Source organism: Fulvivirga maritima (genome assembly GCF_021389955.1).
Classification (GTDB): Bacteria; Bacteroidota; Bacteroidia; order Cytophagales; family Cyclobacteriaceae; genus Fulvivirga; species Fulvivirga maritima.
Genome location: NZ_CP089980.1, coordinates 3,006,698 through 3,032,966, shown reverse-complemented (window position 1 = coordinate 3,032,966; position 26,269 = coordinate 3,006,698). Strand labels below are relative to the sequence as shown.

Annotated in this window: 28 protein-coding genes; 9 read left to right on the top strand and 19 right to left on the bottom strand. The window is 38.3% G+C overall.

The window, feature by feature from the left end; genetic code table 11:
* Nucleotide 1: 1 nt before the first annotated feature.
* Nucleotides 2–856, bottom strand: a complete 855-nt coding sequence (locus LVD15_RS13035) for a glycosyltransferase family 2 protein (RefSeq protein WP_233780759.1) — start codon at nt 854–856, stop codon at nt 2–4.
* A gap of 13 nt (nt 857–869) precedes the next feature.
* Between LVD15_RS13035 and LVD15_RS13030 the strand changes: the two genes are divergently transcribed.
* From LVD15_RS13030 to LVD15_RS13020, 3 genes are all read left to right on the top strand, one after another.
* Complete coding sequence (locus LVD15_RS13030) at nt 870–1,793, top strand: hypothetical protein (protein WP_233780758.1); 924 nt, start codon at nt 870–872, stop codon at nt 1,791–1,793.
* A gap of 4 nt (nt 1,794–1,797) precedes the next feature.
* Nucleotides 1,798–3,066, top strand: coding sequence for a lipopolysaccharide biosynthesis protein (locus LVD15_RS13025; RefSeq protein WP_233780757.1), 1,269 nt, complete (start codon nt 1,798–1,800; stop codon nt 3,064–3,066).
* A gap of 81 nt (nt 3,067–3,147) precedes the next feature.
* Nucleotides 3,148–4,338, top strand: coding sequence for a glycosyltransferase (locus tag LVD15_RS13020; RefSeq protein WP_233780756.1), 1,191 nt, complete (start codon nt 3,148–3,150; stop codon nt 4,336–4,338).
* On the opposite strand, the gene LVD15_RS13015 is transcribed toward LVD15_RS13020, so the two are convergent.
* Genes LVD15_RS13015 through LVD15_RS13000 form a run of 4 tightly spaced genes read right to left on the bottom strand, consistent with a single transcriptional unit; the run spans nt 4,322 to nt 6,674 of the window.
* Complete coding sequence (locus tag LVD15_RS13015; RefSeq protein WP_233780755.1) at nt 4,322–5,254, bottom strand: GNAT family N-acetyltransferase; 933 nt, start codon at nt 5,252–5,254, stop codon at nt 4,322–4,324. The genes LVD15_RS13020 and LVD15_RS13015 overlap by 17 nt on opposite strands.
* Nucleotides 5,251–5,616 carry a sugar 3,4-ketoisomerase gene (locus tag LVD15_RS13010; protein WP_233780754.1) on the bottom strand — a complete coding sequence of 122 codons (366 nt, stop codon included), beginning with the start codon at nt 5,614–5,616 and terminating at the stop codon, nt 5,251–5,253. Before LVD15_RS13010 ends, LVD15_RS13015 begins: the two co-directional genes overlap by 4 nt.
* Nucleotides 5,617–5,645: 29 nt before the next feature.
* Entirely contained in the window at nt 5,646–6,125 is a 480-nt protein-coding gene (locus tag LVD15_RS13005) for an Mpo1 family 2-hydroxy fatty acid dioxygenase (RefSeq protein ID WP_233780753.1), read from the bottom strand.
* 39 nt (nt 6,126–6,164) lie between these two features.
* Nucleotides 6,165–6,674, bottom strand: a complete 510-nt coding sequence (locus LVD15_RS13000) for a DUF4442 domain-containing protein (RefSeq protein ID WP_233780752.1) — start codon at nt 6,672–6,674, stop codon at nt 6,165–6,167.
* Between the two features lie 87 nt (nt 6,675–6,761).
* Here LVD15_RS13000 and LVD15_RS12995 point away from each other — a divergent pair, with 87 nt between their 5' ends.
* From LVD15_RS12995 to LVD15_RS12985, 3 genes are read left to right on the top strand one after another with little or no spacing between them, the layout of a single operon-like run.
* Entirely contained in the window at nt 6,762–7,889 is a 1,128-nt protein-coding gene (locus tag LVD15_RS12995) for an NAD(P)/FAD-dependent oxidoreductase (RefSeq protein ID WP_233780751.1), read from the top strand.
* A 41-nt stretch (nt 7,890–7,930) separates the two neighbouring features.
* Complete coding sequence (gene nhaC, locus LVD15_RS12990; protein ID WP_233780750.1) at nt 7,931–9,388, top strand: Na+/H+ antiporter NhaC; 1,458 nt, start codon at nt 7,931–7,933, stop codon at nt 9,386–9,388.
* Complete coding sequence (locus LVD15_RS12985) at nt 9,336–9,974, top strand: 3'-5' exonuclease (protein ID WP_233780749.1); 639 nt, start codon at nt 9,336–9,338, stop codon at nt 9,972–9,974. Before nhaC ends, LVD15_RS12985 begins: the two co-directional genes overlap by 53 nt.
* A 22-nt stretch (nt 9,975–9,996) precedes the next feature.
* Here the strand turns inward: LVD15_RS12985 and LVD15_RS12980 are convergent, their stop codons facing one another.
* Nucleotides 9,997–11,160: an alpha/beta fold hydrolase gene (locus LVD15_RS12980; RefSeq protein WP_233780748.1), complete on the bottom strand. Its 1,164-nt coding sequence runs from the start codon at nt 11,158–11,160 to the stop codon at nt 9,997–9,999.
* Between the two features lie 85 nt (nt 11,161–11,245).
* Nucleotides 11,246–11,866 carry an IMPACT family protein gene (locus LVD15_RS12975; RefSeq protein ID WP_233780747.1) on the bottom strand — a complete coding sequence of 207 codons (621 nt, stop codon included), beginning with the start codon at nt 11,864–11,866 and terminating at the stop codon, nt 11,246–11,248.
* A gap of 148 nt (nt 11,867–12,014) precedes the next feature.
* On the opposite strand from LVD15_RS12975, the gene LVD15_RS12970 reads away from it, so the two are divergent.
* Nucleotides 12,015–12,701, top strand: a complete 687-nt coding sequence (locus LVD15_RS12970) for a head GIN domain-containing protein (RefSeq protein ID WP_233780746.1) — start codon at nt 12,015–12,017, stop codon at nt 12,699–12,701.
* A 49-nt stretch (nt 12,702–12,750) separates the two neighbouring features.
* On the opposite strand, the gene LVD15_RS12965 is transcribed toward LVD15_RS12970, so the two are convergent.
* From LVD15_RS12965 to LVD15_RS26860, 10 genes are all read right to left on the bottom strand, one after another.
* On the bottom strand, nt 12,751–13,164 hold the full coding sequence (locus LVD15_RS12965) for a response regulator (protein ID WP_233780745.1): 414 nt from the start codon (nt 13,162–13,164) through the stop codon (nt 12,751–12,753).
* Nucleotides 13,165–13,189: 25 nt separating this feature from the next.
* On the bottom strand, nt 13,190–15,874 hold the full coding sequence (locus LVD15_RS12960; RefSeq protein ID WP_233780744.1) for a PAS domain-containing protein: 2,685 nt from the start codon (nt 15,872–15,874) through the stop codon (nt 13,190–13,192).
* A gap of 99 nt (nt 15,875–15,973) precedes the next feature.
* The gene (locus LVD15_RS12955; RefSeq protein WP_233780743.1) at nt 15,974–17,143 is read right to left on the bottom strand and encodes an MFS transporter; all 1,170 of its coding nucleotides are present in this window, start codon (nt 17,141–17,143) and stop codon (nt 15,974–15,976) included.
* A gap of 5 nt (nt 17,144–17,148) precedes the next feature.
* Nucleotides 17,149–18,247 (bottom strand): peptide chain release factor 2 gene (gene prfB, locus LVD15_RS12950; RefSeq protein ID WP_233780742.1). Its coding sequence is split into 2 segments (ribosomal slippage): nt 17,149–18,186 and nt 18,188–18,247, totalling 1,098 coding nucleotides; the frame shifts between segments, so codons are not numbered across the junction.
* A gap of 70 nt (nt 18,248–18,317) precedes the next feature.
* Complete coding sequence (locus LVD15_RS12945) at nt 18,318–18,806, bottom strand: hypothetical protein (protein ID WP_233780741.1); 489 nt, start codon at nt 18,804–18,806, stop codon at nt 18,318–18,320.
* Between the two features lie 87 nt (nt 18,807–18,893).
* Entirely contained in the window at nt 18,894–19,958 is a 1,065-nt protein-coding gene (locus LVD15_RS12940) for a branched-chain amino acid aminotransferase (RefSeq protein WP_233780740.1), read from the bottom strand.
* A gap of 71 nt (nt 19,959–20,029) precedes the next feature.
* Nucleotides 20,030–20,578, bottom strand: a complete 549-nt coding sequence (locus LVD15_RS12935; RefSeq protein WP_233780739.1) for a cob(I)yrinic acid a,c-diamide adenosyltransferase — start codon at nt 20,576–20,578, stop codon at nt 20,030–20,032.
* A 6-nt stretch (nt 20,579–20,584) separates the two neighbouring features.
* Entirely contained in the window at nt 20,585–21,301 is a 717-nt protein-coding gene (locus tag LVD15_RS12930) for an ABC transporter ATP-binding protein (protein ID WP_305038984.1), read from the bottom strand.
* Between the two features lie 103 nt (nt 21,302–21,404).
* Nucleotides 21,405–22,295, bottom strand: a complete 891-nt coding sequence (locus LVD15_RS12925) for an alpha/beta fold hydrolase (protein WP_233780738.1) — start codon at nt 22,293–22,295, stop codon at nt 21,405–21,407.
* Between the two features lie 102 nt (nt 22,296–22,397).
* Nucleotides 22,398–22,529, bottom strand: a complete 132-nt coding sequence (locus tag LVD15_RS26860) for a hypothetical protein (protein WP_255763397.1) — start codon at nt 22,527–22,529, stop codon at nt 22,398–22,400.
* Nucleotides 22,530–23,153: 624 nt separating this feature from the next.
* On the opposite strand from LVD15_RS26860, the gene LVD15_RS12920 reads away from it, so the two are divergent.
* Complete coding sequence (locus LVD15_RS12920; protein ID WP_233780737.1) at nt 23,154–24,164, top strand: glycoside hydrolase family 43 protein; 1,011 nt, start codon at nt 23,154–23,156, stop codon at nt 24,162–24,164.
* 50 nt (nt 24,165–24,214) lie between these two features.
* On the opposite strand, the gene LVD15_RS12915 is transcribed toward LVD15_RS12920, so the two are convergent.
* Nucleotides 24,215–24,964, bottom strand: coding sequence for an NRDE family protein (locus LVD15_RS12915; RefSeq protein ID WP_233780736.1), 750 nt, complete (start codon nt 24,962–24,964; stop codon nt 24,215–24,217).
* A 1-nt stretch (nt 24,965) separates the two neighbouring features.
* The gene (gene rnhB / locus LVD15_RS12910; protein ID WP_233780735.1) at nt 24,966–25,562 is read right to left on the bottom strand and encodes a ribonuclease HII; all 597 of its coding nucleotides are present in this window, start codon (nt 25,560–25,562) and stop codon (nt 24,966–24,968) included.
* A gap of 130 nt (nt 25,563–25,692) precedes the next feature.
* On the opposite strand from rnhB, the gene LVD15_RS12905 reads away from it, so the two are divergent.
* Nucleotides 25,693–26,247, top strand: a complete 555-nt coding sequence (locus LVD15_RS12905) for an NUDIX domain-containing protein (protein ID WP_233780734.1) — start codon at nt 25,693–25,695, stop codon at nt 26,245–26,247.
* Nucleotides 26,248–26,269 lie beyond the last annotated feature (22 nt).

The window sequence follows — 26,269 nt, the reverse complement described above, 5'->3', positions numbered from 1 at the left end:
ATTATTGCAACAGCCTAAGGTAATTATAAGCCAAAGGAAAGTCTAAATATCGCAGAGCTACCTTCACTTCATAATACACCCGGCTTTTAAAGGCTTTTGCTTCAGCTTCGTTGCTAATTAACGCCTTCGCCTTTTGCATTACCGTGTAGGTTGTTCTTAAATGAGGGCTTCTAATCTTAAACTGCATACTTCGTTTTGAACCTTGCACCATTCTTCTTTTCACTAAAATTTCATCAGTAAAAGCATATTTAAAAACTCTTGATGACCTGATCCATAAATCAAAATCTTCATAAGTGAGGTTTTCATCATAGCCACCCAAATATTCAACAAGAGCCCGGGTATACATCATAGTAGGCGGACAGATGAAATAGCGAGCCACTAAGTCTTTAAACACATCGCCGGAGGGCACAAATACAGTAGATTTTCTCTCTTGATTAATTGGGTAATGATGTTTCATAAAATCCCCCTGCTCATCTATTACCTCGGCATTAGTAAAATTAACCCCATAGTCCTCTCCGCTATTTAACAGCGCTTTTACACCTTGCGCCACCCTTTGAGGAAGAAGAACATCATCAGCCGCCAAGTCAATAATAAACTCACCTGAGCTAACTGCATACGCTTGATTAAAAGCCTTACAGTTTCCAATATTTTTCTCCAGAGCCATGAATTTCACTTCTGGATGGTGCTTCAACAAATCAGTAATTACCTCCTTACTATTATCAGTACTGGCATCATCCACTACAATAATTTCTATATTTTTATATGTTTGCTGAAAAACAGACATCAGGGCTTCTTTCACAAAGCGTTCATGATTGTAACTCAGACAAATAATAGATACCAGGGGCTGATCTGACATATTAAAAAATCAATTGCTAAAACACCTTAAACATACACAAATAGATCAAAAAAAATGGGATGAATGCCTCATGCAATCTCCTGATGGAATGGTGTATTGCCAATACTGGTTCTTAAGCATAATACACCCTGACTGGGAGGCATGGGTAATAGAAAAAAATGATGCTTATTCTTTTATAATGCCGCTACTTAGCCATAAAAACTATGGCTTTTCGCTTCACCCAAAGCCAGTTTTAGCTCAGCGTTTAGGTATGTTTGGTTTTATAAGTGACGAAATTATAAAAGAGGTAAAGAGTGAAATTATTAAAAAATTTTCTTCTTTCATTTACCCTCTAAACTACAATTATGCAGAAACCTTCACCGGAGAAACTCAAACCAACCATATACTTCCGCTCAGTGAAAAATATGAAGAATTAGCAGCCAAATATAGGAGAGATAGAAAAAGCAGATTAAAACAAGCCCGAAAAACCGATATTGAGATAATTAATGGTTCTGAAGCGGATGATTTGATCAATTTATTTAAAAAAGAAGTTTCTCCAAAGATTACAGATGGAGTATCAGATACAGCATATTTAAAAATACATGAGCTAATTTCAGAAAGCCTGAAAAATGACACAGGCTTGTTAATAAAAGCCATTAAAGACAAGCAACTGATTTCAATTGCCTTTTTTATAAAATACAAAAGCCGAATCACCTACTTATTTAGCGCCAACACTGACCTCGGACGCTCATTAAATGCTAACTCCTTAATTTTGGATGAGGTCATAAAAAAACAATCTGATAGCAACTGCACTTTAGACTTTGAGGGCTCACACATACCTGGAATAGCCTATTTTTTTAAGAGTTTTGGAGCTATTGAGGAAAAATACTTTCTTATTAAATATGAGTCTACTGTATTGAAAACCCTCAAAAAACTAAAATCTATCACTAAGAAATAACGCCTTGAAAAAATCAAACCTCATATCGATATTTCAAGGATACTTTAAAGAAGTGAGCATTCTCACCTTCGGCAATATCATCTCTTTACTGATTACGCTGGTAGGCTATCCCATCATAACCAGGCTTTACACTGACACTCTATTTGGAGAATTTGCTGTATTTCAAAGCTGCTTGATCATACTCATCTCTGTAGCCACTTTACAATATGACAAAGCCATAGTGCTGATAAAAAAGAATAAGGACTTATCTATTTTCATACAAACGCTTTTTATTATTCTTTTGGTTTTTGTGGCCATATTAAGCATGGTTGCTTTAGTAAGGATTCCGGAATTACTACATGTTCCGCTCAGCAACAACTTGTACTGGCTACTCATTTTAGCAGTACTTTTTGGAGCTGCTAATCAAATTGGGCAATGGTACTATTTAAGAACCAACCAGCTTAAACTCCTTTCCACAGTAAAAGTTATAGATCGATTATTTTTTCAAGGGGCGGCCATTTTATACGCTTCATTCCAGTGGGGATATAACCATTTGGTATTGGCTGCAATTGCCGGACAAGCCACTCTTTTCCTTATTGCGCTCAGCAATCTACGGTTCATTTTCTCCAAATTGAATATTAGTAAAGCGGCCATTTTATTAAAAAAACATAAGTTCTTCCCCTACTATTCATTCCCTAGCGGATTAGTTGAGCGCGTTTCAAGTCAAATCCCGATATTACTTTTACCTGTTTTAACCTCTGAAGCAATAACTGGCCAATTTTCATTAGCTTACCGCATGCTTAGCTTGCCGGAAGCAATAATTGGAGCAGGCATAGGTCAGATATTTTATAAAAAAATCGGTCTATTAATTCAGGAAAACCGATCCATAAAGCCAGAACTACTACGCTGCTGGAAGTTATTATTAACAATTGGAGCTCCTGTGTTCATTGCCCTACTACTTATCGGAGATGATGTCTTTATTTTTGTATTTGGTGCCAGTTGGGAGCAATCTGGCGAAATGGTTCAAATACTCAGCATGATGCTTTTATGTATGTTTATAAGCACGCCCACCAGCAGCACTTTTGCTGCTATGAATAAGCAATATTATGGCCTTATCTTTTCCTTCGTTTCCCTTTCCGCCAGATTCTTGTCATTATATCTAGGCATTAAATATGGTGGATTATACTATGGGCTTATCGCGCTAGTGTGCGCTGAGATCATCAGCATTATGCTTTATAACATTTTCCTTTTAAAGGAAGTGAGAAAACGGGATCTCGACACTACAAATCCTTAAATACAGAAATTAAAGGCCCATTTAAACATCCTTTTACCTAATGCTTACATTTTCAGGCTAAGACTCCATATTTTTACCTTTATGAATGTATTTGTGATTCCATCATGGTATCCTTCTGACAGCAATTGGCTCAATGGCATTTTTATCCGAGAGCAGACCCTATGGTTAGCTGAATACTACCCGAATATTAATTTCGGTATAAGCTTGTGGGGCCAAAATGATGAAAAGCTGCTATTACATTCAAAAAGGCCATTCAACTCAATAAAAAAGCTGACTTCCAGAAACAAGTCATTCGCAAAACCACTGAGAGGCAATGTTTGTGAATATTTTCATCCTGTTTACTCCTTTCATTATCGAATAAAAAAAGGCAATATAAAAGCGAAAATCACAGCCAGTATTGAAAATTTAAAGGAATTTGAAGCTACTTATGGTAAAGTAGATCTGCTTCATGCTCATGTTAATTACCCGGCAGGATATATAGCGCACGAACTGTCTAAGCAATTAGGCATTCCTTATCTGATTACAGAACATATGTCGCCTTTTCCTCAAAAATACCATCTCAACAAGAGCGGACAACTAAGAGAAGAAATAGCGACTGCCATGCAAAATGCATCAAAAATGGTAGCGGTAAGCTCCTTTTTAAAAGAGAGCATAAGAAATATTTTACCTGACTGCGATCCGGTAATCATTCCGAATTTCATTAGCGCTCCTAAAACTTTCTATGATGCAAAAGAAGAAAAACTCACCTTTTGCTATGCTAACTCTATATCAAGGAGCAAAGGCATTAAAGAATTGATAGAAGCCTGGAGCCTATTAGATGACCATAACTGCACCCTAAAAATAGCTGGAGCTGGCCCTGACTTAGAAGATATGCAACAGTTTGCCTCCTCCTTAAAATTTAAAAATTCAATTGAATGGTTGGGGGAGCTTTCAAAACCAAAGGTTATGGTGCTCATGCAAAAATCACATGGTCATATACTTACAAGTTATTCCGAATCTTTCGGGGTATCTTATATTGAAGCCATGGCCGCGGGCATACCTAGTATAGCAGCACCTATTGGTGGGCCAAAAGACATCATTACTGATCAAACAGGCATATTTATAGAGAAAATTACGGCTACAGACATTGCAGATAAAATCAAATGGTTTATTGAGCATAAAAAAACCTTTGATACTGAAACTATAAGGAATGTTTTTCACGAAAATTATTCTGTAGATGCGGTAGCTCCTGCTATATTAAAACTATATGAGGAAGCTATACATTCAAAGTGATCAGATTACGCTTCGTTTCTATTGCTCCGCAATTTTGCTTAAACGCATAAAGACCTTCATTTACTTTTCCAGTTACTGAAGAAATCCCTAGATCCAGAAACTGAATATTTTCTGTTTGGCAAAAGGAATACACCCCTTCCAGAATCATGACTATAGGGCTATGAGTACGGTAATTAAAATCATCACCATGGTAAAAATTATAAAGCACCTGATCACTCACAAGAATGCTCACGGCTACCGCAATTAATTTATCATCATCAAAAACTCCGAATAAAAGATAGCGGTCAGGAAAAGCCTTGAACATTTTCAGCAAGCCCTGATAACTCATAGTCATAGGAAAGCCCTTTAAATCTCTGTTATCCTTTATGATTTTATATGCTTCTGGCAAAAAAGTAACATCTAGTTTACGAAAGGTAAATCCATTTTTATGACATTTCCTCAGTCGCTTTTTCTCATTCTTTTTTAGCAATGACATATAATCAGAGTTAGTCACCGCTATATGCTGGTTAAGCTCTGATACTGACATCTCGGCTCCTGAAAATAGCATTGCATCATTAAGAATCATCCCATCATTATAATAAAAACAAGGCGCACACTTAATCACAAAATACTTTATACCATGCTCTAAACCCCACTCTTTTAAGCTAGTCATTAATAGAGTTATATTTTCAGAGTTCACTTGCTTACCATCAAAGGAGGCAATTCCTGAATACAGCGCGTTTTCAGCTTCACTTCCTTCAATATAAAAGTGGATAAAAGTCACCTCCTCTCCCTTTTTCAGCAATGAAAACCTGTACAGATTACCGGTAGGATAACTGGAAAGATAAGCTTCTGAATTATAGATCAAAGAAGCCGCTGTTGCATTTGAAAAAGGATACTGCTCTACCTTCAATCGGTGGCTTGCACCAGACTTCATGAAATAATAAAGTTATCCCAATTGGTTTCCAACTCATCTTCTGCATAACCACAAGAGGTGAGCGCCATCAAAATGCTGCCTTGCTTACAAGACATGTCTATCCAATACTGTCTGGGAAAGTAAAGTGCACTCCCCGGGTTATTGAGTACAAAATCCCACTCTTCACCTTTTTTGTTTCTCAATTTCACTTCTGCCTCTCCTTGTAAGCAAACTAGTACCCTGTCAGAATTAAGGTGAACATGCCCTCCACGCTTAGCATCTTCTTTCAGGTTATAAATCCAGTAAGATCTTTTAACCTGAAAAGGCAATTGATCTTCATCAATCACCGATAATTCACCTCCTTTTCCGGCAGATGTTTTCAAATGAATAATATGTGGCTCCAAAAAACTATTTAATAATCTATTCCCAAACGCTTAAAAATAAAGTGCATGAGCCAGGCTGGCCCAATCATAAGAAACTGAACATCTTTAAAAAATGACGGTTTCTTACCCTCCATTTTATGACCATAAAACTGGCCTATCCATGCAATGATAAATATAATTAACGCCAAGCCCCATACTGGCAAAAAGTTTAATTGTGATAAACCAAAAGATGCCACCAGGCACAGCGCAGAAAATGCCAGCATACCGAAAGCCAATGGCACTGAAAGGGTTACGTAATATATAAAAACCAAAAACAGAATAAGCGTTGCCCAATTCACAAAAGGGCTTTGACTATTGACCAGATTTTGCAAGGATACCGCAGGTATAGACCACACCATGGCTACTATACTAAAAAAAATTAAAGGTACGCAAATCCAGTGCACTCGTTTATTAGTAGGGTTCTGATGTCTCTCGCCATATTCTCGCAGTAGTTGTTGTATTTTTCTCATGAGGTTTTCTTAATAATTTACGAAATAAAAGGCACTTCTTTAATTGATTTTAGTCTTTACCTTATCCCATGATTTCACCTGCCAATGCACTTTACCCGTAGAAATATGATTCCCTTCTACATCAAAAACCTTCACCACACACACCACTACTGTAGATTCTGATGACTGTAGCGGACCATAAATATTTTCCTGAAGCCACTTATCTCCTATTTCAAAAGCAGCCTGCACCTTCATCTTACCCTGATAGTGATAATCCATTTCCAAGGTTTTCAATATAATTCTATATTTCTTAGGGTCTAACCGGGAAACCATAAGAAAGCCAGTAGTAAACTCAGACAATGTTGCCAACGCACAAGCATGGATTCCTTTTATATGGTTAAAATTTCGCTTCTTAAATGGCAGTTCTGTTTTTATACTTTTTTCATCAATATGCACCACTTTAAACCCATGTGGTTTATTAAAAGGTATCATTCTGCTCAGCCCCTGGTTCAAAAGCCATAGGTAAAATGCAGAATTACCTGCTTTTTGGACAATGTTCTTAATATTCATAGCGTCATTTTTAGGATTTAAATAGAAAATATAATTAATATAAATTTCATCTCCATATATTTGGAAGGACTTAAAAGAGAACCTGTTATGTTTAGTGTCTGGGAAAGACAATCCTTTATTAACTATGACTATATTATCATCGGAAGTGGAATCGTGGGTTTATCCACCGCCATTTCAATGAAGGAAAAGGAACCCAACGCTAACATCGCCATCTTAGAAAGAGGCTTACTCCCTTCAGGAGCTAGCACCAAAAATGCTGGTTTCGCCTGTTTTGGAAGCCTTACAGAGCTTTTACAGGACATCAAGACCTTGGGTAAGGAAAGGACTTACAACCTGGCTCAGGAAAGATACAAAGGCCTTCTTAAACTAAGAGCCCGGCTTGGAGATGAGCCTATTGACTACCAAAACTATGGCGGCTATGAGCTTATTCGAGAAGAGGAATTGCCCTTTCTAAAAGAAATTGATGAAGTTAACAGCCTGCTTGAGCCGATTTTCTCCAGCCAGCCCTTCCTCATCGACAATAAGTTAATAGGTCAGTTTGGGTTTAATACTTCGGTAGTAAAATCCATTATCTACTCCCCTTTTGAAGGGCAGATAGATACCGGCAAAATGATGAAAGCCTTAATAGGCAAAGCCGAACAATTAGGCATTATTATCCATACTGGAGCAGAAGTAGAGGCTTATAATGAAACTGAAACCGGAGTAGAGGTAACGGTAAAAGATAAGCTTTACAAAGAAATTAACTTCAAAGCCGATAAGGTGGCCATTTGCACCAACGCCTTTACAAAACAATTAATGCCTGAGGCCGAAATAGCACCTGGCAGAGGAATAGTATTGATAACCAAGCCGATCAGCAACCTTACCATTCAGGGTGTTTTTCATATGGATCAGGGATTTTATTATTTCAGAAACTTTGAAGACCGAATTATTCTAGGTGGTGCAAGAAACCTGGATATTGAAACTGAGACAACTACCGACCAGGGAATTAACAACAAAATAACCGAGAACCTAACCCATACCCTTAAAGAAACCATTCTTCCTGACTATCAATATGAAATAGACTACTTCTGGTCAGGCATTATGGCTTTCGGAGAACATAAAGAGCCGCTACTTACCCAAGTCTCTGACAGAGTGTTTGCGGGCTTCCGGCTGGGAGGAATGGGTGTAGCCATAGGTACTCAATTAGGCGAGAAACTGGCTAATATGATGGTTTAACAAAATCTTTTTATATATTCGATATTTCTAACCCCTAACACATGAACAAAGAGCACAAGGAGCCCTCACTTTTACTTTCTTTTGTACCCATAGTTTTTCTGATCTTATTACTAGCTGCTAACGTAGCCATTTTTGGAGAAGACGCCTCATACGGCCCTAACCAGATGGCACTAATATTTGCTGCCGCACTAGGAGGAATTTTATCCATAACACTCAATTATAGTTGGGATGAAGTACTGGATGGGATAGTAAAAAGTATAAGCTCTGCCATGAGTGCCATTCTTATTCTGTTAATGATAGGGGCACTAGCAGGTAGCTGGCTTATCAGCGGAGTAGTGCCAGCTATGATCTATTACGGTTTAGACATTCTTAACCCTACCATATTCTTATTTGCGGCTTGTATAGTTAGTGCTGTGGTATCAATAGCCACTGGTAGCTCATGGTCTACCACCGCTACCATAGGTATTGCTTTAATGGGAATAGGACAGGCATTAGGATTAAGCCCGGGGATTATTGCCGGCGCAGTAATATCAGGTGCTTACTTCGGTGATAAAATGTCTCCTTTATCAGACACCACCAACTTAGCTCCGGCTATGGCAGGAACGGATTTATTCACCCACATCAAGTACATGCTCTTCACCACAGGGCCTACCATGATCATTACCCTGACTATATTTCTAATCTGGGGATTTACCATAGATAGCGACACCGCCATTAACTCAGTAGGTGAAGTACAGACTGCTATTGCTTCAGAATTTAATATTAACCTTTTATTGTTTATTGTTCCGGCCACTGTTATCTTATTAATAGTGAAAAAAGTACCTGCGTTACCTGCGTTATTAATCGGTACTCTGTTAGCCTGTGTTTTTGCATTAATTTTTCAGCCACAAGCTATACAGGCCGTAGCGGAAGTAGATGTTTACAATGTTGAATCAGGCTACAAAGCACTCATGAAGGCTATGTTTACAGAGATACAACTCACCACTGGCAATGAAATGGTAGACTCTCTACTCAGCTCCAGCGGCATGCAAGGTATATTACCTACAGTATGGCTCATCATCTGTGCTATGATCTTTGGTGGGGTAATGGAAGGCAATAATATGCTCAAGGTAATAGCGGCTTCCATTATAAAGCTAGCTCACTCTACTGGCTCGTTAGTAGCCTCTACAGCGGGTACTTGTATAACGTTTAATCTAACTGCTTCAGACCAATACATAGCCATAGTAGTTCCTGGAAGAATGTTTTCCAGCGAATTTAAGGAAAGAGGTCTCGCTCCTGAAAACCTAAGCCGTACACTGGAAGACTCAGGAACGGTCACATCAGTACTCGTTCCCTGGAACACTTGCGGGGCTTACCAGTCCACCACACTTGGGGTAGCTACAGTTAGCTACTTACCATATTGTTTTTTTAATCTTTTAAGCCCATTTATGACAATATTGTTTGCTTATGCCAATATCAAAATCAGAAGGATCGACAAGTCAGAGAAAGAAGAAAATTAAGTCTACTTACGCTGAGACTATCAGTGCCGAGGAGATTAACAAGCTCGACTTACAGCGTTATGAGGGGAAAGTGCACATTATTACCACTGCGGAAGGTATAAACAAAGCTTTTAACAAAATAAACAAAACTAAGGCCGTTGGCTTTGACACTGAAACTAAGCCCGCTTTTAAAAAAGGGGAGTTTAATGATGTCTCGCTTATACAAATTGCAACTGATAAGGAAGTATTTCTTATTAGGGTAAATATTACTGGTTTTACTCCTGAGCTTATTCATTTCCTTGAAAATGAAAATATAAAAAAGATAGGCATAGCCCTCAGAGATGACATTAAAGATATGCAAAAGCTCAAGGATTTTACGCCAGGAGGTTTTGTAGAGCTCAATAAGATAGTGAAACACATAGGCATAGAAAGTAATGGCTTACGCAAACTAGTAGCCATTATCCTTGGTTTCAGAGTTTCTAAAAGCGCTCAGATATCTAACTGGGAAAGTGATACTTTAACAGAAAAGCAAGTTTACTATGCTGCTACTGATGCCTGGGTTTGTATAGAAATGTATAACGAATTGATCAAAAAGGGATATTTATAGAAGCTTTCTAAAATAAAAAGCGCTATTCTTTCATTAACCGAGAAGAATAGCGCTTTTCATTTTTATAGTAAATAGATATCATATATAAACCATCTCTCCAGCCAGCTGTATTGATTTGATCTCCCGCTTTTACTGACTGCCTTAATATTACTTTCCCCTTCATATCATGCACCTCTATCTCATCCATAAAGTCTCCTTGTAGGTTTACGTACTCTCTTGAAGGATTCGGAAATATATTATAATGCTTTGAAGCATCATTTCCCACCCCTGTAACAGGAGGAGTTGCAGGCCTTTCATAATCAGTACAATCATTATTGAGTACCTTAATAAAATAAGCAGCCACTTCCTGCATTAATTCTGTATCTAAAAAATCATCATGCCCTCCCCCCGGCTCTTCTGTATATTCCGTTTCTATTCCAAATTCAATTAGCTTATCTCGTAAAATCTGGCTCTGATGCATAGGTACGGCACAGTCAGCATCTCCATGATAAATAGCAAACGGTGGCTCATTCCCATCAATATATGCCAGTGGATTGGCAAAATCCACTAAGTCAGTACACTCACTAATTCTGCACCCTAACAAATGAGACTCTGAAGAATTATTCCTATCATGTATCAAAGGATCGTTACAACTACCAGGGTAATATTGATCCATCTCCAGAAAATAAGTAGGACCAAAAAAATCAACTACTGCCTGCACTTCACTACTGGCTTCAGTGCTACCCAAATGCGCTCCTTCCAACTCATTAACCTCAAGCGAAGTACCTAGTAAAGCCGCTAGGTGTCCTCCTGCAGAAACACCCATCACGCCAATATTACAAGTATCGATTTTATAGTCATCTGCATGAGTTTTTAAAAATCTAACTGCTGTTTTTACATCATGTAACTGTGCCGGAAAAAGCGTATCTTGACTATGCCTGTAATTTACCCCTACTACAGTGATTCCCGCTTCAAGCAACTCCTGGCAGTACCCCATAGTTAGCTCTTTAGAACCTGAACTCCAGCCTCCACCATGAATAAAAAGTACTGCACGATTAGGTACTTCTAAGCCATCTGGCACGTAAATATCTAATAGATGAGCTTCTTGATCATCATTAACATAGGCTACATCAGAAAATGTAGGGGCTTGTGAATATGCTACTCTGATCAGTAGCATTAATACTAAGGCGGTAAAGGTGTTTTTCATTTTGTGGTTATAAGCTATAGGAAATAGCGTAGCGATCAATCAGAGTTTAAACTCCTTTTCTATAACCACATATTTATCGCTTTGTTTAAAGAAGTTTTAATTGAATATTATTACCAATATCATTCAATAACTTTATTTTTTCCTTCAATGCTTCCATAAAGTTGATTTTCACTTCGGCATCCATCGTACAATCCATGGTAAATTCCTGATTTACTATATCTAATGAAAAATCAGCTACTAATTTCATGACCTCATTAGTTTCTTCATAGCTATAGGTAATCTGAACTGCTCTGGTCACCTCCACCTTCACTGTAGTAGCATTAGCCAGTACTTCTTCGGATGATACTTTATAGGCATTAATCAATCCACTGACACCCAATTTTGTCCCTCCAAAATAACGAACCACTACCACCAGTACATTAGTCAGGTTTTTGGAGTTGATCTGCCCAAGAATAGGATCTCCCGCAGAATGATTCGGTTCACCGTCATCATTAGCCCTAAAATCCTTCCTTTCAGCCCCCAACATATAGGCGTAACAATGATGTCTGGCATCATGATATTGTTTTTTTAGCTGAGCTAAACACTCCTTAATATCTTCCTCGTTTTTCACAGGATAGGCATACGCCAGAAACTTACTTCCTTTCTCTTTATACAATCCTTCTGCCGGACCTTCTATTGTAAAAAAATATTCTACCTGTTCTGCCATAAAAGCTTTTTTTCTTTCAGGATTTCACACCTCAGCTCACAAAGAAATGAATTTTCAGAGGTAATTGCTTAGAGATCAATAGAAGTTTTTTCATTCTTGAAGCAACCTTTTCAAACCTGGTTAGTCTTTGAAAGAAAAACTCAAACTAATGAAAACTATCTACATCATACTTCTGCTATTCGTAATTGCCCCATTTACTTTTGGGCAAAAGACTGAAAATCGGCCCGTTTCAGATTTTTCTGAAATAGTTGTCAACACCTCTGGCAACATATATATCACTCAAGGCAACTCTTTTAAGGTTACTGTAGAAGGTGATGAAGATGAGCTTGATGACCTCGTTACGGAAGTAAAAGGAAACAGGCTGATTATAAAACGAAAAAAGTCCTTTTCATTTAACAATTTCAACAGTAAGCCAACCATCAATGTGACCTTACCTAAGCTAGAGGCTCTGGATGTTTCCAGCTCAGGAAAAGTATATGGACAAAACAAATTCACTACTGATAATTTGATAGTTGAAATAAGCGGATCAGGAAAAGTAGAATTAGAAGCCGACTCTAAAGACCTTGATCTTTCCATATCAGGCTCAGGTAGAATTACCATGTCAGGCAATGCCAATAAAGTAACTGCTGAGGTGAGCGGGTCTGGCCATATTGCATCTATTGATTTAGAGGCCAAAGAATGCAGAGTAGACATTTCTGGCTCAGGAGGTTGTGAGGTGAATGTTACAGAATCATTAGACGCCTCTATCAGCGGCAGTGGCTCTATAAAATACAAAGGCAATCCTGATAAACTCAAAACTGATACTTCAGGCAGCGGTCACGTGAGAAAAATTTAATCTTTCTGTTTTAAGAACTTATCAGCCAGGCGGTTTTCACTGTCTGGTTTTATTCATTATACTGCAACCAGAAGGTGCCAATATTTTGAATAACCTTTATAAAATCATTATAGTCAATGGGTTTTACTATAAAGGCATTAGCGCCCAGTTCATAGGCCTTGGTTATATCTGACTGAGCTTGAGATGAAGTAAAAATTACCACTGGTATGCTTTTAGTAACCTCACTGGATTTCACTTTCTCTAGAATCTCCAACCCTGAAAGCATAGGAAGTTTAAGATCCAGAAGCATCATTTTAGGAACCTCCTGTTTGCCTTCCATTACGTCATCCACAAAATGCTCTGCCTCTCTTCCATCTCGTAATATGGTCACCTCATAGCTAGTATCTACTTTTTTTATGCCGTCAAGAATCAGTTCGAGGTCATCTCTATTGTCCTCTACGATTACATAGTTCAGCTTATTCATCACACTCATTAGAAATTAATTATTTTTAAGACGGTAGTTTAAAGAATATAGATGTGCCTTTTCCTGGCTCTGATTCAGCCCAGATCTGGCCATTATGTTTAAGTACTATTTGCTTGGCTATGGCCAACCCTACGCCCACTCCAGAGTATTTATCATCTTGATGAAGTCTATGAAAAACTTCGAAGATTTTTTCGCTATACTTCTGCTCAAAGCCTATGCCGTTATCCTTAATAAAATAAACTCTTTCGCCCTTTTCATCATCAAAACTATCAACCAAAATAGTTGGTTTACCCACCTCTAAACTATACTTTACAGCATTACTACACAAGTTAGTTACTACTTGCTTTATCATAAGCTTATCCACTAGCACTTCGGGCAAATCAGCGATGGTGTAGGTAAATCTATGGTTCTCCAGCTGTTCCTGCTCAGCTAAAGCATCTTGAAAGAGCTCTTTTAAACAAGTCTTGGTTTTGTGTATCTCTGACCTGCCTATTCTAGAAAAGGCCAATAACTCATCTATTAAAGTACCCATGCGCTTGGCATTGTACTTTATTACATCCAAAAAGCGCGTTCTCTCCTCGTCTATTTCTGTATGAGCTCTTAGTTTTTCACTAAAACCAATTATAGCACGTAGCGGTGAGCGTAAATCATGAGATACCGTATAGGTAAAAGCCTCCAGGTCATCATTTACCTCTTGCAATCTTTCCTTTTGTAAGCGCAGCTGCTGCTCGCTCTTTATTTGCTCTGTAAGGTCAGAAATAATCACCATTAAACTCATTACTTCTCCAGCGTCATCCATTTCAGGCACCACGGTAAACATTCCATACTTCACCTTGGCACCAGACTCCAACTCTATACTCTGCCTTACTAATTCTTTGTTATCCCTGCTATTTATTAATAATTCCAGAAACTGCTCTAAGCCCTTTTCTGGCCAACCTACCTTTTCAATATTTCTACCAATAAACTCATCCACCTCTTTTCCTGCAAATGACGCGATGGCCTTATTTATAAACTCCACTTTAAGCCTTGGCGTAAGCCTGAGTATAACATTAGGAGAATGCTCTACCAAGGTACGAACCTCTACTTCTGACCGCCGGAGCTTATCTAAGAGCATTTGCTGCTCTTGCTGAGACTCTAAAAGCTTATCATTAACGGCAGTCAATTTATCATTGATTTCTACCAGCGCATTCTGATGTTTTCTCAGTTCTGTAATATCTCTGCTTACCGCTAATACTGATTCTATATTACCGTTTTCATCTAACTCAGGGGTGAGTACTACATAGGTATAAAGACCATCTATTGTAGTAATAAAGCTTAATGCTTGTTTAGTAGCGCGTACCTTATTTAAGTGCTCAGAATAAAGCCGCTTCTTCTCTAATGGAATATCGAGTATATTAAAATAGGTGCCATGATAATCTTCATAATCCAGGTGCCACCTTTCTGCAGTAAGCCTATTAACATAGATTATTCTATCCTCCTCATTTATACGAGCGATACCATCTGGAATATGCTCAAGTAATGTTCGCAGGAAGTTATCAGTAGCTTTTAACTTCTTTCTGGTCTTTAACAATTCTGTGATGTCACTCCCTTCGGCGAGTACTGTACTCACTTTACCATTAGTATCCAAGACGGGTTTCAATGAGAAATCAGCCGTTATCCTACCATTAACGGAGTTAATATCTACTTTACTCCTATAGAACGCTCCATTGCATGCATGTTTTACTTCCGTTTTCACCACACGCCTATCCTCCCTGGTTATCCACCAGGGGGCATCCCAGAAATATTCTCCCAGTACATCATCTAACTTAATGCCTGTTGCATCTAATGAACTCTGATTGATTTCTCTGATCTTACCTTTAGGATCCAAAACTGCTATAAAATGAAAGGTATGGTTAAATATCGCCTCAAATTTCTCTTTAGTATTTTTGAGATTAATTTCCACCTCTTTCAATTCAGTTATGTCTCTGGAGATATTCAGAACTGAGCGCACTTCTCCATCTCTATCCAGCTCTGGGAGCATCAACGTTTGATAATAGATGAGCTTACCATCTCTTTCTACCGAAGTAAATTCCACATGCTCCTTCTTATTAGAAATAACAGAATTAACCCCAGCTACAAAAGCAGTAACATCATGGCTAGATTCATAAAAATCCTTTATATTCTCACCAAGCATATCTTCCAGAGAGTGGCCTATACGCATGAGTAGCGCTCTGTTTAGGTACATATATTTGAGTTCAGTATCCAGCCTAAATATAAAGGCTGGGTTATGATCTAATAAGGCCTTTAGCTCCGCATGAGATGACTGCATTTGTATCTCCATCTCTTTGCGCTCACTCACATCTGAAAAACTGAAGACAATACCATCATCCAACTTTCTACACTCCACCTGAAACCAGGTGTCAGGACTCACTTCAGGAAAAAGGTTTATCACTTCAAACTTACGGCCGGTTTCAAACACCTCTACATACTTGGGGAAATATGTATCTTTAATCTTGGGTACAATCTCTAAAAGGCCTTTACCAATTAGGTCATTGCCTAATCTTTTCTTTATGGGTACCAAGTTTAAGGCTATTTCATTTATAAATTCAAATCTAAAATCTATGACCTTTCCGTTCTGATCTCTTACAGCAGATAAATACTCTACACCTACACTAATACTATCAATTACCTGCTTAATGAGCTTTTTATTATCCAAGAACGAGTCTATCATTTGATATTAAATATTAAATAATTAATAAATTACTTTATCAATTCGAAATTAACAAGTACAAAGCCTGCTGTTTAAATAATAAACTATGCAAAAGGCTATTTATTTCCTTTTATAAAACTGTAGATAAAAAAATCCGGCTGAAGAAAGTAAAGCCGCACACAAAAAGACCATTTTAAAATTATCAGGATTATTATCATACAACCCTCCTGATATTATTGAACCCTGCATTATCCCCAACTCCAACGCTATGAAAGCCGTAGCCATTCCCCTACCTCTGGTCTTAAAATCACAACGATCTGCCACCCAAGCATATACTGTAGGAGAATTCATTCCTGTTCCTAAACCAAATATAGCAGCCCCCACCAATAAGCTCCATATATCTGTTGCGAAACCAGTTACTACCATGCTCAAAGCATAGAGAATACAGGCTACTTTCAACACTACTACTCTTCCATATTTATCAGAAGCCTTTCCTGCGAATATTCTAATTAATAATGAAGATAATGTAAAAACAGTAAAATATACTCCTTTGTTTTCAATACCTAAATAACTTGTAAAATCAGGCACTATAGTAAGCACTACGCCAAAAGAAAAAACGGTGAGTCCAAGTACTAAAGCAGGTGCAATAGCTCTGGGGTGGTATATTTCATCAGACCGAATAGCAAGATGAGATATTTTGAACTTCTCCCGGTGCTGCAAAGTCTCCTTCATACCAGCCAAAATAAGAATAGAAAGTATGGCCAAGGCTGATGATGTATAGAACATGGCATCAAGGGAAAACCAAATTTTAAGCTGACTTCCCAAAGCTGGACCAGCAGACATGCCCAATGTTCCGAACAAACTAGAAAGGCCCAGAGCCTCACCTCTTCTGTTATCAGGTACAATATCTGCCACATAGGCTACAGTACCCGTAGGCTTAAAACCGGTAGAAAAGCCATGAAAAAAGCGGAGTATGAAAAAACCAACAACAGTAGTTACTAACGGATACACCAAGCCCATAATACAACAAACCAGCGCTCCTACCACCATTACCGGCACTCTACCCACAGTATCAGCCAGCTTACCACTAAAGGGTCGGCTAATCATAGCCGTAAGTGTAAAAACAGCAATAATATACCCTTTATAATCTTCACCTCCGAGAGAAGTAAGATAATCCGGCAGCTCCGGAATAATCATATTAAAGCTGGCAAAAAAGAGAAAAGAGCTGGAGCAAAGCAGCCAAAACTGTAGGGTATAAGCTTTAGGTTGCTTTGCCTCTTGTCTCTCCATTAATATTAATTATTTCCCTTTTGCTCCTGATAACCTAGCAAAAAGGCCTTTATATAATCATCAAGATCACCATCCAGTACGTTTTGAACGTCCGTTCTTTCCACACCGGTACGTGCATCTTTTATAAGCTTATAAGGGTGTAATACGTAATTTCTAATCTGAGATCCGAAATCAATTTTCATTTTAGAATTCTCAATTTGATCTCTTTGAGCATTACGTTTTTCAAGTTCCATCTGGTATAAACGAGACTTAAGCATTTTCATAGCTCGCTCCCTGTTAGCCAGCTGCGACCTTTCTACCTGACAAACCACCACTATACCCGTAGGCTTGTGAGTAATCTGCACTTTAGTCTCTACTTTGTTCACGTTCTGGCCACCAGCACCCCCTGAACGAGAGGTGTGAAACTCAATATCGGCAGGATTGATTTCTATTTCGATATCATCATCCACTATAGGAGATACATATACCGAAGCAAATGAAGTATGCCTTCTACCCCCTGAATCAAAAGGAGAAATACGTACCAATCGGTGTACTCCTATCTCTGACTTGAGGTTACCATAAGCAAAGTCGCCTTCTATTTCTAAAGTAGCAGATTTGATTCCTGCCACATCACCTGGTTGGTAGTTTACCTGCTTCACATTATAACCATGTGACTCTCCCCACATGATGTACATTCTATTCAGAATATCTGACCAATCCTGACTTTCTGTACCTCCTGCTCCGGGGTTGATTTCAAGAATAGCTCCCAGCTGATCTTCTTCGCTGCTAAGCATCTTCTTAAATTCAAGATCTTCTACTGCTTTTTCTGCCTGAGCGAACTCCTTATTCATATCGGCTTCGCTCACTTCATCTTCCTGATAGAATTCATTGAGCGTTTCCAGATCTTCCATAAGCTGATTTACTTTAGCAAAGCTATCAGTCCATGTTTTTTTGGCTCTTATGCCTTTCATTACCTTTTCAGCTTCTGCGGGATTATCCCAAAAACCGGGCTGGGCGGTAACCAGCTCTTCTTCCTGTACCTCGGCTAACTTTTTATCGTAGTCAAAGGTACCTCCTCAAGGCCTCTACACGCGCCTTCAAGTCTTTCAACTCGTCTGTAGTCATAGTTTATGTTTTATTTAAAAAATGCAAATGTATAACTTAAAAGAGAATTATGAAGAAGAAATGAAGGAGTTTAAATTTCTCCGACCCGAAGCTTAAACTTCTTACCTATTTTAACATTCTTTCTTTGCAGGAAATAGAGCGTAAGTGCACCTGCGGCCAGGTAAGCTCCAATTTTTAGTGATTTTGTATCTACACTCTCCCCATTAACTATTACACCATTTAGAGTATCTACAGCAGGGAAGCCAACCGCTCCTATAGCCACAATGGCTGTAACTGTAGAAACAAGAGTGCTTTTACGTTTACTTCTAATGTCTATTTTCTCTATTTCGGCAAGAGCTATTTTGGTGTCATGCAGCTTAACATAACCATCTCCTAAAGCTTCAATAGTTCCCGTACTCCAATAGCTGTCTCCAATAAGCTTTAGCCTTATTTCATCTCCAGGCCAAAAGGAATATTTAGGAGGCATTCCTTTTTTAGCAATAATCAGTCTGTTTTGAGATATAGCCGGAAAAGAAAGAATTAAAATAATGCCTGTGAGTAACACATTTTTCCAGTTCATATTTAATAAGAGATTTTTCATATTGACCATTAGGATATAAAAAAGAGGTTACTAAAAGCAACCTCTTTTCATTTTGGTATAAGTTGATTATATCTTTCTCAACCAACCGAATTTATCTTCTTGTCTGCCATATTTGATATCATCAAGCTCTTTAAGCACTTTATTAGAGAATTCTCTCTTAGCAATATCAGGCAAAGTATAATCTGTTCCTTCGTGAGCTATTACCTCTATGTGAGCAATAGTAGCCGCTGTACCTGCACCGAAAGCTTCCTGAAGAGATCCGTCTTTAATAGCAGCAACAACTTCTGCCACCTCTACTTTTCTCTCTTCTACTTCCATACCCCAAGATTTAGCTACTTCTATCACACTTCTTCTGGTAATACCATTCAAAATGCTATCTCCTGTTTCAGGAGTTACCAGCTTGCCGTTAATTACGAACATAAGATTCATAGTACCAGACTCTTCCACGTACTTATGCTCTCTACCATCTGTCCAGATCAATTGATCATAGCCTTGAGCTTTAGCTAACTGAGCTGGATATAAAGTAGGTCCGTAATTACAACCCGTTTTACAAGCTCCACTACCACCTTTTACGGCTCTTACGTATTCAGTTTCTATTTTCACTCTTACCGGCTTAGCATAATATGCGCCTACAGGGCAAGTAATGATCATAAATTTGAAGTTCACAGAAGGCGTTACACCTATGTAGTTATCATCAGAGATAACAAATGGTCTTAAGTAAAGCGCTGTACCGGGAGCTGCAGGCACCCAATCCTTATCTAAGGATAAAAGCGTATCTAAACCATTATAATATACTGATTCATCAAGCTCAGGCATGCACATTCTTCTGGCTGAGAAGTTCATTCTTTCCAGGTTTTTATCTGGTCTGAAAACTGCTACATCACCATTTTCATGTTTATAAGCTTTTAAGCCTTCAAAAATAGATACACCATAGTGTAAAGACGGGTTTGCAGGACTCATCTCAATCGGCGCATAAGGTTTGATGTTCAGGTTTTTCCAAACATTATCAGCATAGTCTGCCACAAACATGTGGTCTGAGTAAACTTTCCCGAAAGGGATATTATTAAAGTCTACCTGACCTATTCTACTGTTCTCTATTTTCTGAACAGGTATATTTTGAGTATCTATCATAACATAAAAATTAATTCATTCGGAGAGTGAACAAAATTATCAAAAAAAATCAGTACCTGAGACGAAATTGTTTACATTTTTGGTTTCCATGCAACCTCCTCAGCATGAAGGTCATCTGACATTTTGCGGGCTAGCATAAATAAATAATCTGAGAGACGATTGAGGTATTGAATTACGAGCTCATCTACGGGTTCCACCTCGTTGAGCGCTACCACCAAGCGTTCTGCTCTGCGGCAAACACAACGCGCCACATGGCAAAATGAAACGGCCTGATCACCGCCCGGCAGCACAAAACTGCGCATGGGAGGCAAAGTTGTATCCATCACATCTATTTCCTTTTCCAAAGATGATATGTCTTCTCCTGAAAGTTGAGGTACTTTCACTTTGGTATTACCAGGTTCAGTAGCCAAAATAGAGCCTACAGTAAACAATCGATCTTGAATTTCAATAAGAAACGCTTTTCTTAACTCGTTTACTTTTTGATCTCGCACCAGGCCTATGTATGAGTTAAGCTCATCTACAGTGCCATAGCTGTCTATTCTTAAATTTGCCTTTGAAACCCTCTTCCCTCCAAACAGTGCTGTTTGGCCTTTATCTCCTGTTTTTGTATATATCTTCATGTAACACTATACTGACTGCCGTTCAGGGCGAGTCACATTCTCATTTATCACATCCGTTTCCACTACTCCATCTCTTAACCTGATAATTCTGTGTGCATAGTGAGCAATATCATCTTCGTGAGTAACCATAATGATAGAGTTACCTTTATCATGCAGCTGCTGAAAAAGCTCCATAATGTCATAAGAAGTTTTTGTATCTAAGTTACCGGTAGGCTCATCGGCCAAAATAATACTTGGGTTATTAACCAAAGCTCTGGCTATTGCTACCCTCTGCCTTTGACCACCAGATAGCTCATTAGGCTTATGATCAAAACGTGAGCCCAAGCCTACATTATTCAAAGCTTCCATGGCTATCTCTTCTCGCTCAGCTTTTTTATAGCCTGCATAAATAAGAGGTAAAGCCACATTTTCTAAAGAAGAAGCTCTTGGCAACAGGTTAAAAGTCTGGAATACGAAGCCTATTTCCTTATTTCTAATCTCAGCGAGTTCATTTTCGGTAAGATCACTCACATTCTGATTATTAAGAATGTAATCACCGTTAGTAGGGGTATCAAGGCAACCTATAATATTCATTAAGGTTGATTTACCAGAACCAGAAGGCCCCATAAAAGCCACATACTCACCCCTATCTATACTAATAGAAATAGTTTTAAGAGCTTCTACCGTTTGGCTTCCCATTTTATACACCTTAGAAATATCGTGTGTTTCAATAATTTTTGTCATAAAGGAGATAGGCTTATCTATTCAAAAATAATAAATATTGCTGTTATCCACTAATAACGTAAAGCGAGAAAGTATAATGTATAATTATTACTTAAACGGCAAATTATTCTACTGAATGTTCCTTATGCGTCCTGAGCATCACTTCTCCTTGCAAATGTTCCAGAGTAGCTTCTATAACCTTATCATCTTTAAGAATACGCGTATGCCCCAACTCCTGAGTAGTAACCAGCCTGGCGGAGGGATAAACATCCATAAAAGCCTTAGGATTATCCATGTCTACCTCATCATCATCTTTATCATAAATGAGCAGCACATCAATTGGTCGTAATTTTTTAGCTACATATACCGCCTCATATACTTCAAAGGGTTGACCAAATTTCTTTTGCACAAACGTTTCTAAATAGACCTTACAGGCCTCAGAGGCCTTGAGTTTTTTAAGAAAAGCCTCTATGATTTTATCTCCCAAAGTAGGACTGCTGATCATCACTAATTTCTGTGTATCCACCCCTGAATGTATAGCATGCAAGGCAGATACTCCGCCCAATGAATGGCCTACTACCATTTCAAATGGCCCAAATTCACTATTCATTAAAGTAATTATATCAGCAAACTCCATGAGGTGAGACCTTTTGCCCTCAGATAGCCCATGGCCTGTAGCATCAAATGATATTACCTGATAGCCTTCCATATTAAATACAGGAATAAACTTTCTGAACTGAGTGCCTCTTCCCATCCAGCCATGACAAAACAACACTGGCTTCCCTTCGCCCCACGTATAATATTGTATCGTAGAGCCATTATATTGAAGACTTCCTTTTTTAGCTTCTGCACGAGCATCTTGCTCACCATAAGGAACCTTATAACGTACCGGAGTAAAAAAAACATGAGCGAACCACCTCTTAGCCAAAATTGGAGCTATTTTCTCTACCTTTGGAAACAACCACCCTACAGCCCTAATGGGTAAGGGCGTTTTAATTTTCTTTTTCTTCTTCATAAAACACAGACCGACCAGTATTTCCAAAATTAAAATTTTCTACCTTCTCTCCAGTTATTTGATAATGTAATTCTTCAAATAATCAACAACTATATCTCTGCTTTACCTACTATACTTAACTCTGGAAATCAACAGTGGCCCTTCCAGTTTAGCAATAAGCAGGATTCGTATTTTAGAAATAATAATAATATCATCTACAAACTTCCCTGCTTCTATCCCTTCTTCCAGTTCCACCCCTATGTAATTTTGTAAGCCATTAAAGCTTTCTTGGCCTTTCTCTTTTAATTACGGATGGGGTATTGGCATACCCCATAGCTGTATTAAAAATAGAACATCTCCACCCTCCATTAAAGGATTACCTCACATTCAAGTACTTCTTTAATGGAATTCAGTTTCTACACAAATTTGCTATCAGAAGTTGATTAATAAATAAACTTTTATAATATAATATTGCACTTATATCAGAAAGCCTCCGACGCTTTTTTATTTTTATTTATAAAATGAAGATGAATGCTTCTTAAGGTTGGTAGCATCCATAATATCAGTTGATAAACAGAACCATGGTACCCATAAAGATTAAACAACTCATCTGAATATCTAATTATTTAATCTTTAGTTTCTATTCGTTTCATGTTCACTTTTTTTTGATAAAACACTTAAGCCATTATTATGACTTATTAAAGCAACCAATCTTACATTTCTAGAAAACTATTTATTCTAATTTCTTTTAAAATAAATCTAACTTGGACATAACAAAATAACTATGGAGCTAATTTTTGAGTTGTGAAAAATCACTTGCATTGCAACTAATAAATTTAGAGGCCTAGTTTATATATTACAACCTAAAATCCAATTAAAATGAAAATTCTAGGAAATTTTTTACTCACATTTCTAGCATGTATTATCTGTTTTTCCTGTTCAGATAATGACGTATCCGCTCCAAATAAGACGGATTTAACACTCTCTAATGAAAAAAGCAATGATATAGGAGCCTCTGCTTTTATTGAGCTTACCGGCAATACTTATTCTCATGATCCTTGTCTAATAAAAGAACCTAACGGTTTATGGTGGGCTTTCATGACAGGCCCGGGAGTAGGTGTAAAATATTCTACTGATGGTGTCAATTGGACTCAAGGCGCTCAAGTCTTCCCTAATGAACTTCCTTGGTGGAGAAATTATGCCCGTGAAATGGGACGTAACGATGTATGGGCGCCTGACTGTTTTTACAATAATGGTCGTTATTGGTTATACTATTCCGTCTCTGAGTTTGGCAATAGAAACTCCGCCATAGGTCTTGCTTCTTGCTCAAGCATTTTAACTGGGGACTGGCGTGATGAAGGGGTAGTATTGAGCACCTCTAATCGCTCCAGTGTAAATGCTATTGATCCTAACATAATGAAAGATGCTAATGGTAACTTATGGATGGTGTATGGCTCTTGGTTTGATGGCATAAAAGTGGTAAGACTCAACAGCTCTACTATGAAACCCACAGGCACTCATTACTCTATAGCTAGAAGAGGCGGTGGCATAGAAAATACCGATATAGTGTACAACAATGGCTATTACTACTTATTTGTATCTTTAGGTGTTTGCTGTCAAGGAGTAAATAGCACCTATCGTATTGCATATGGTCGCTCCACCAGTATTACAGGCCCATATTATGATAAAAACGGGGTTAATATGATGAACGGAGGTGCTACTATTCTTGATTCAGGCAACTCAGTTTGGATAGGACCTGGTGCACCCGATATTTATAAGCATAATGGAAATTATCTAATGATAAGACATGCCTATGATGCTAATGACAATGGTGCCCCTAAAATGCTTATCAGCGATCTGTATTTCGTAAACGGCTGGCCTACTTATTAAAGATATTATACTCATTCTTACTCACTGAAAAATGTGGGTGGGAATGGGTTTCAAACCTTCACTTCAACATCACTCTTTCCTTCCGCTAAATAACTTCTCTCAAAAAAGTTAATTACTCCGTTATCTTCAACCATAATTACGGTAGAGCACCTGGAGCCATAGTCAGGGCTTTTTATAAACATAGGGGAGAGCATCCGTTCCATTTCCACGCCTACACCTGTATCGGGCAAACTTGTATCTGGCGGTTTCACATCATCGTGAAGCGTTTCTATCAATTCATGAGGTAGTAGATTGCCCTTTTTAATTTGATCGGCTAGCTTTTGCTTGCCTCGCTCCACTTTTGGCCACGGAGTATTCAGCAAAGCATTACTTAGACCGTGAATACCAGCATCAATCTTATGAACGCCTTGCTGGTAATTTCCATAATAATAAAGGCCGTTTACATCTCCACATATAAGATTAAATCCATTGTACTGCTGACCTTTAGCTTCCACCTTTTCTAAGTAGCCCTTTGCGTCTTCATTTCCCGAAAGGAAATCTGACACCAAATGTCCTCTGGAGGGTGCATTATCTTTGATGTTTCGCAAGTCACGATAATTAGTAATCATAGCCAGCCGGCCATTTTTATTTACTCCCATCCAGGTACCGCCCGCTTCCAAATCCCGCCCTGCTAATACTTGAGGGTTATCACTCCAAAAATGCGCTGACTCTGTCTTCCTGGCATAGAACTCATCACGGTTAGCAGCTACTATTAAAGGATATTTTTCATGCTTCTTATAAGCTAAAAGAATAAGGCACATATTAAAAAAGCTCTAATTGCTCTGGCAGTAAGCGAAATGATTTTCTATGATAATCAGTGACCCCATGACTTCTGATGGCCTCTCTATGATTTTTAGTTGGGTAGCCCACATTGCTCTCCCACTGATAAGCAGGAAATTCCTTGGCCAATTTATACATATACTCATCTCGGTAGGTTTTGGCTAAAATAGAAGCCGCAGCAATTGATAAGTACTTGCCATCACCTTTTATAATACATTCAAATGGTATTTCATTATGAGGTTTATACCTGTTTCCATCTATCAGCAGCAGCTCAGGCTGTGTCTCAAGTTGATCTACCGCTCTATTCATGGCCAAAAAGGAAGCATTCAGAATATTTACCTCATCTATTTCATTATTATCTACAAATGAAACGGCCCAGGCAATGGCCTCTTTTTCCACATCCAGCCTGATAGCCTCTCTTTGCTTACGGCTCAGCTGCTTACTATCATTAAGCACTTTATGTTTATAATCATCTGGTAGCACCACTGCGGCGGCTACTACAGGCCCAGCCAGACAGCCTCTGCCTGCCTCATCACAACCTGCCTCTATTTTATCTTCACTGAAAAAGGATAACAACATATCTAACAAAAATAATTTACCTACGTTACATCCAAAAATTATCAACTGCTTTTAACCTGGTTTTATCAAAACCTTTTTCTCTCACTATTTTAATAGCTTTGCAACACTATTTGCCAACCAACTTATAGATATGAAAAAACAAGAAAATAACCCCTGGACCACGCTTGACCGAAAGCAAATTTATGAAAACCCATGGATAAAGCTGGAAGAGCACGACATCATTAACCCAGGGGGCGGTGAAGGAGTTTATGGCAAAGTATTTTTCAAAAACAGAGCTATTGGCATTATCCCTATCGATGAAGAAGGTAATACCTGGCTGGTAGGTCAATACAGATATACTATTGATGAATACTCTTGGGAAATACCTGAAGGTGGCGGCCCTATGCATGAAGAACCGCTAACAGCAGCCCAAAGAGAACTGAAAGAAGAAACAGGGCTTATGGCCAACCAATGGGAAATGATTATGCGTTTTCACACCTCTAACTCTGTTACTGATGAGGTGGGTTACATTTATCTGGCAAGAGAATTAACTCAGGGTGAACAAAACCTGGAAGAGTCTGAGTCTGACTTAATAGTTAAAAAACTACCTTTTACAGAAGCACTGAAAATGGTAATGAACCAGGAAATAACAGATAGTATGAGTGTAGCCGGCATTTTAAAAACGGCTCGCATATTAGGATTATAATAGAAATAAGGAGTAGGCAGAG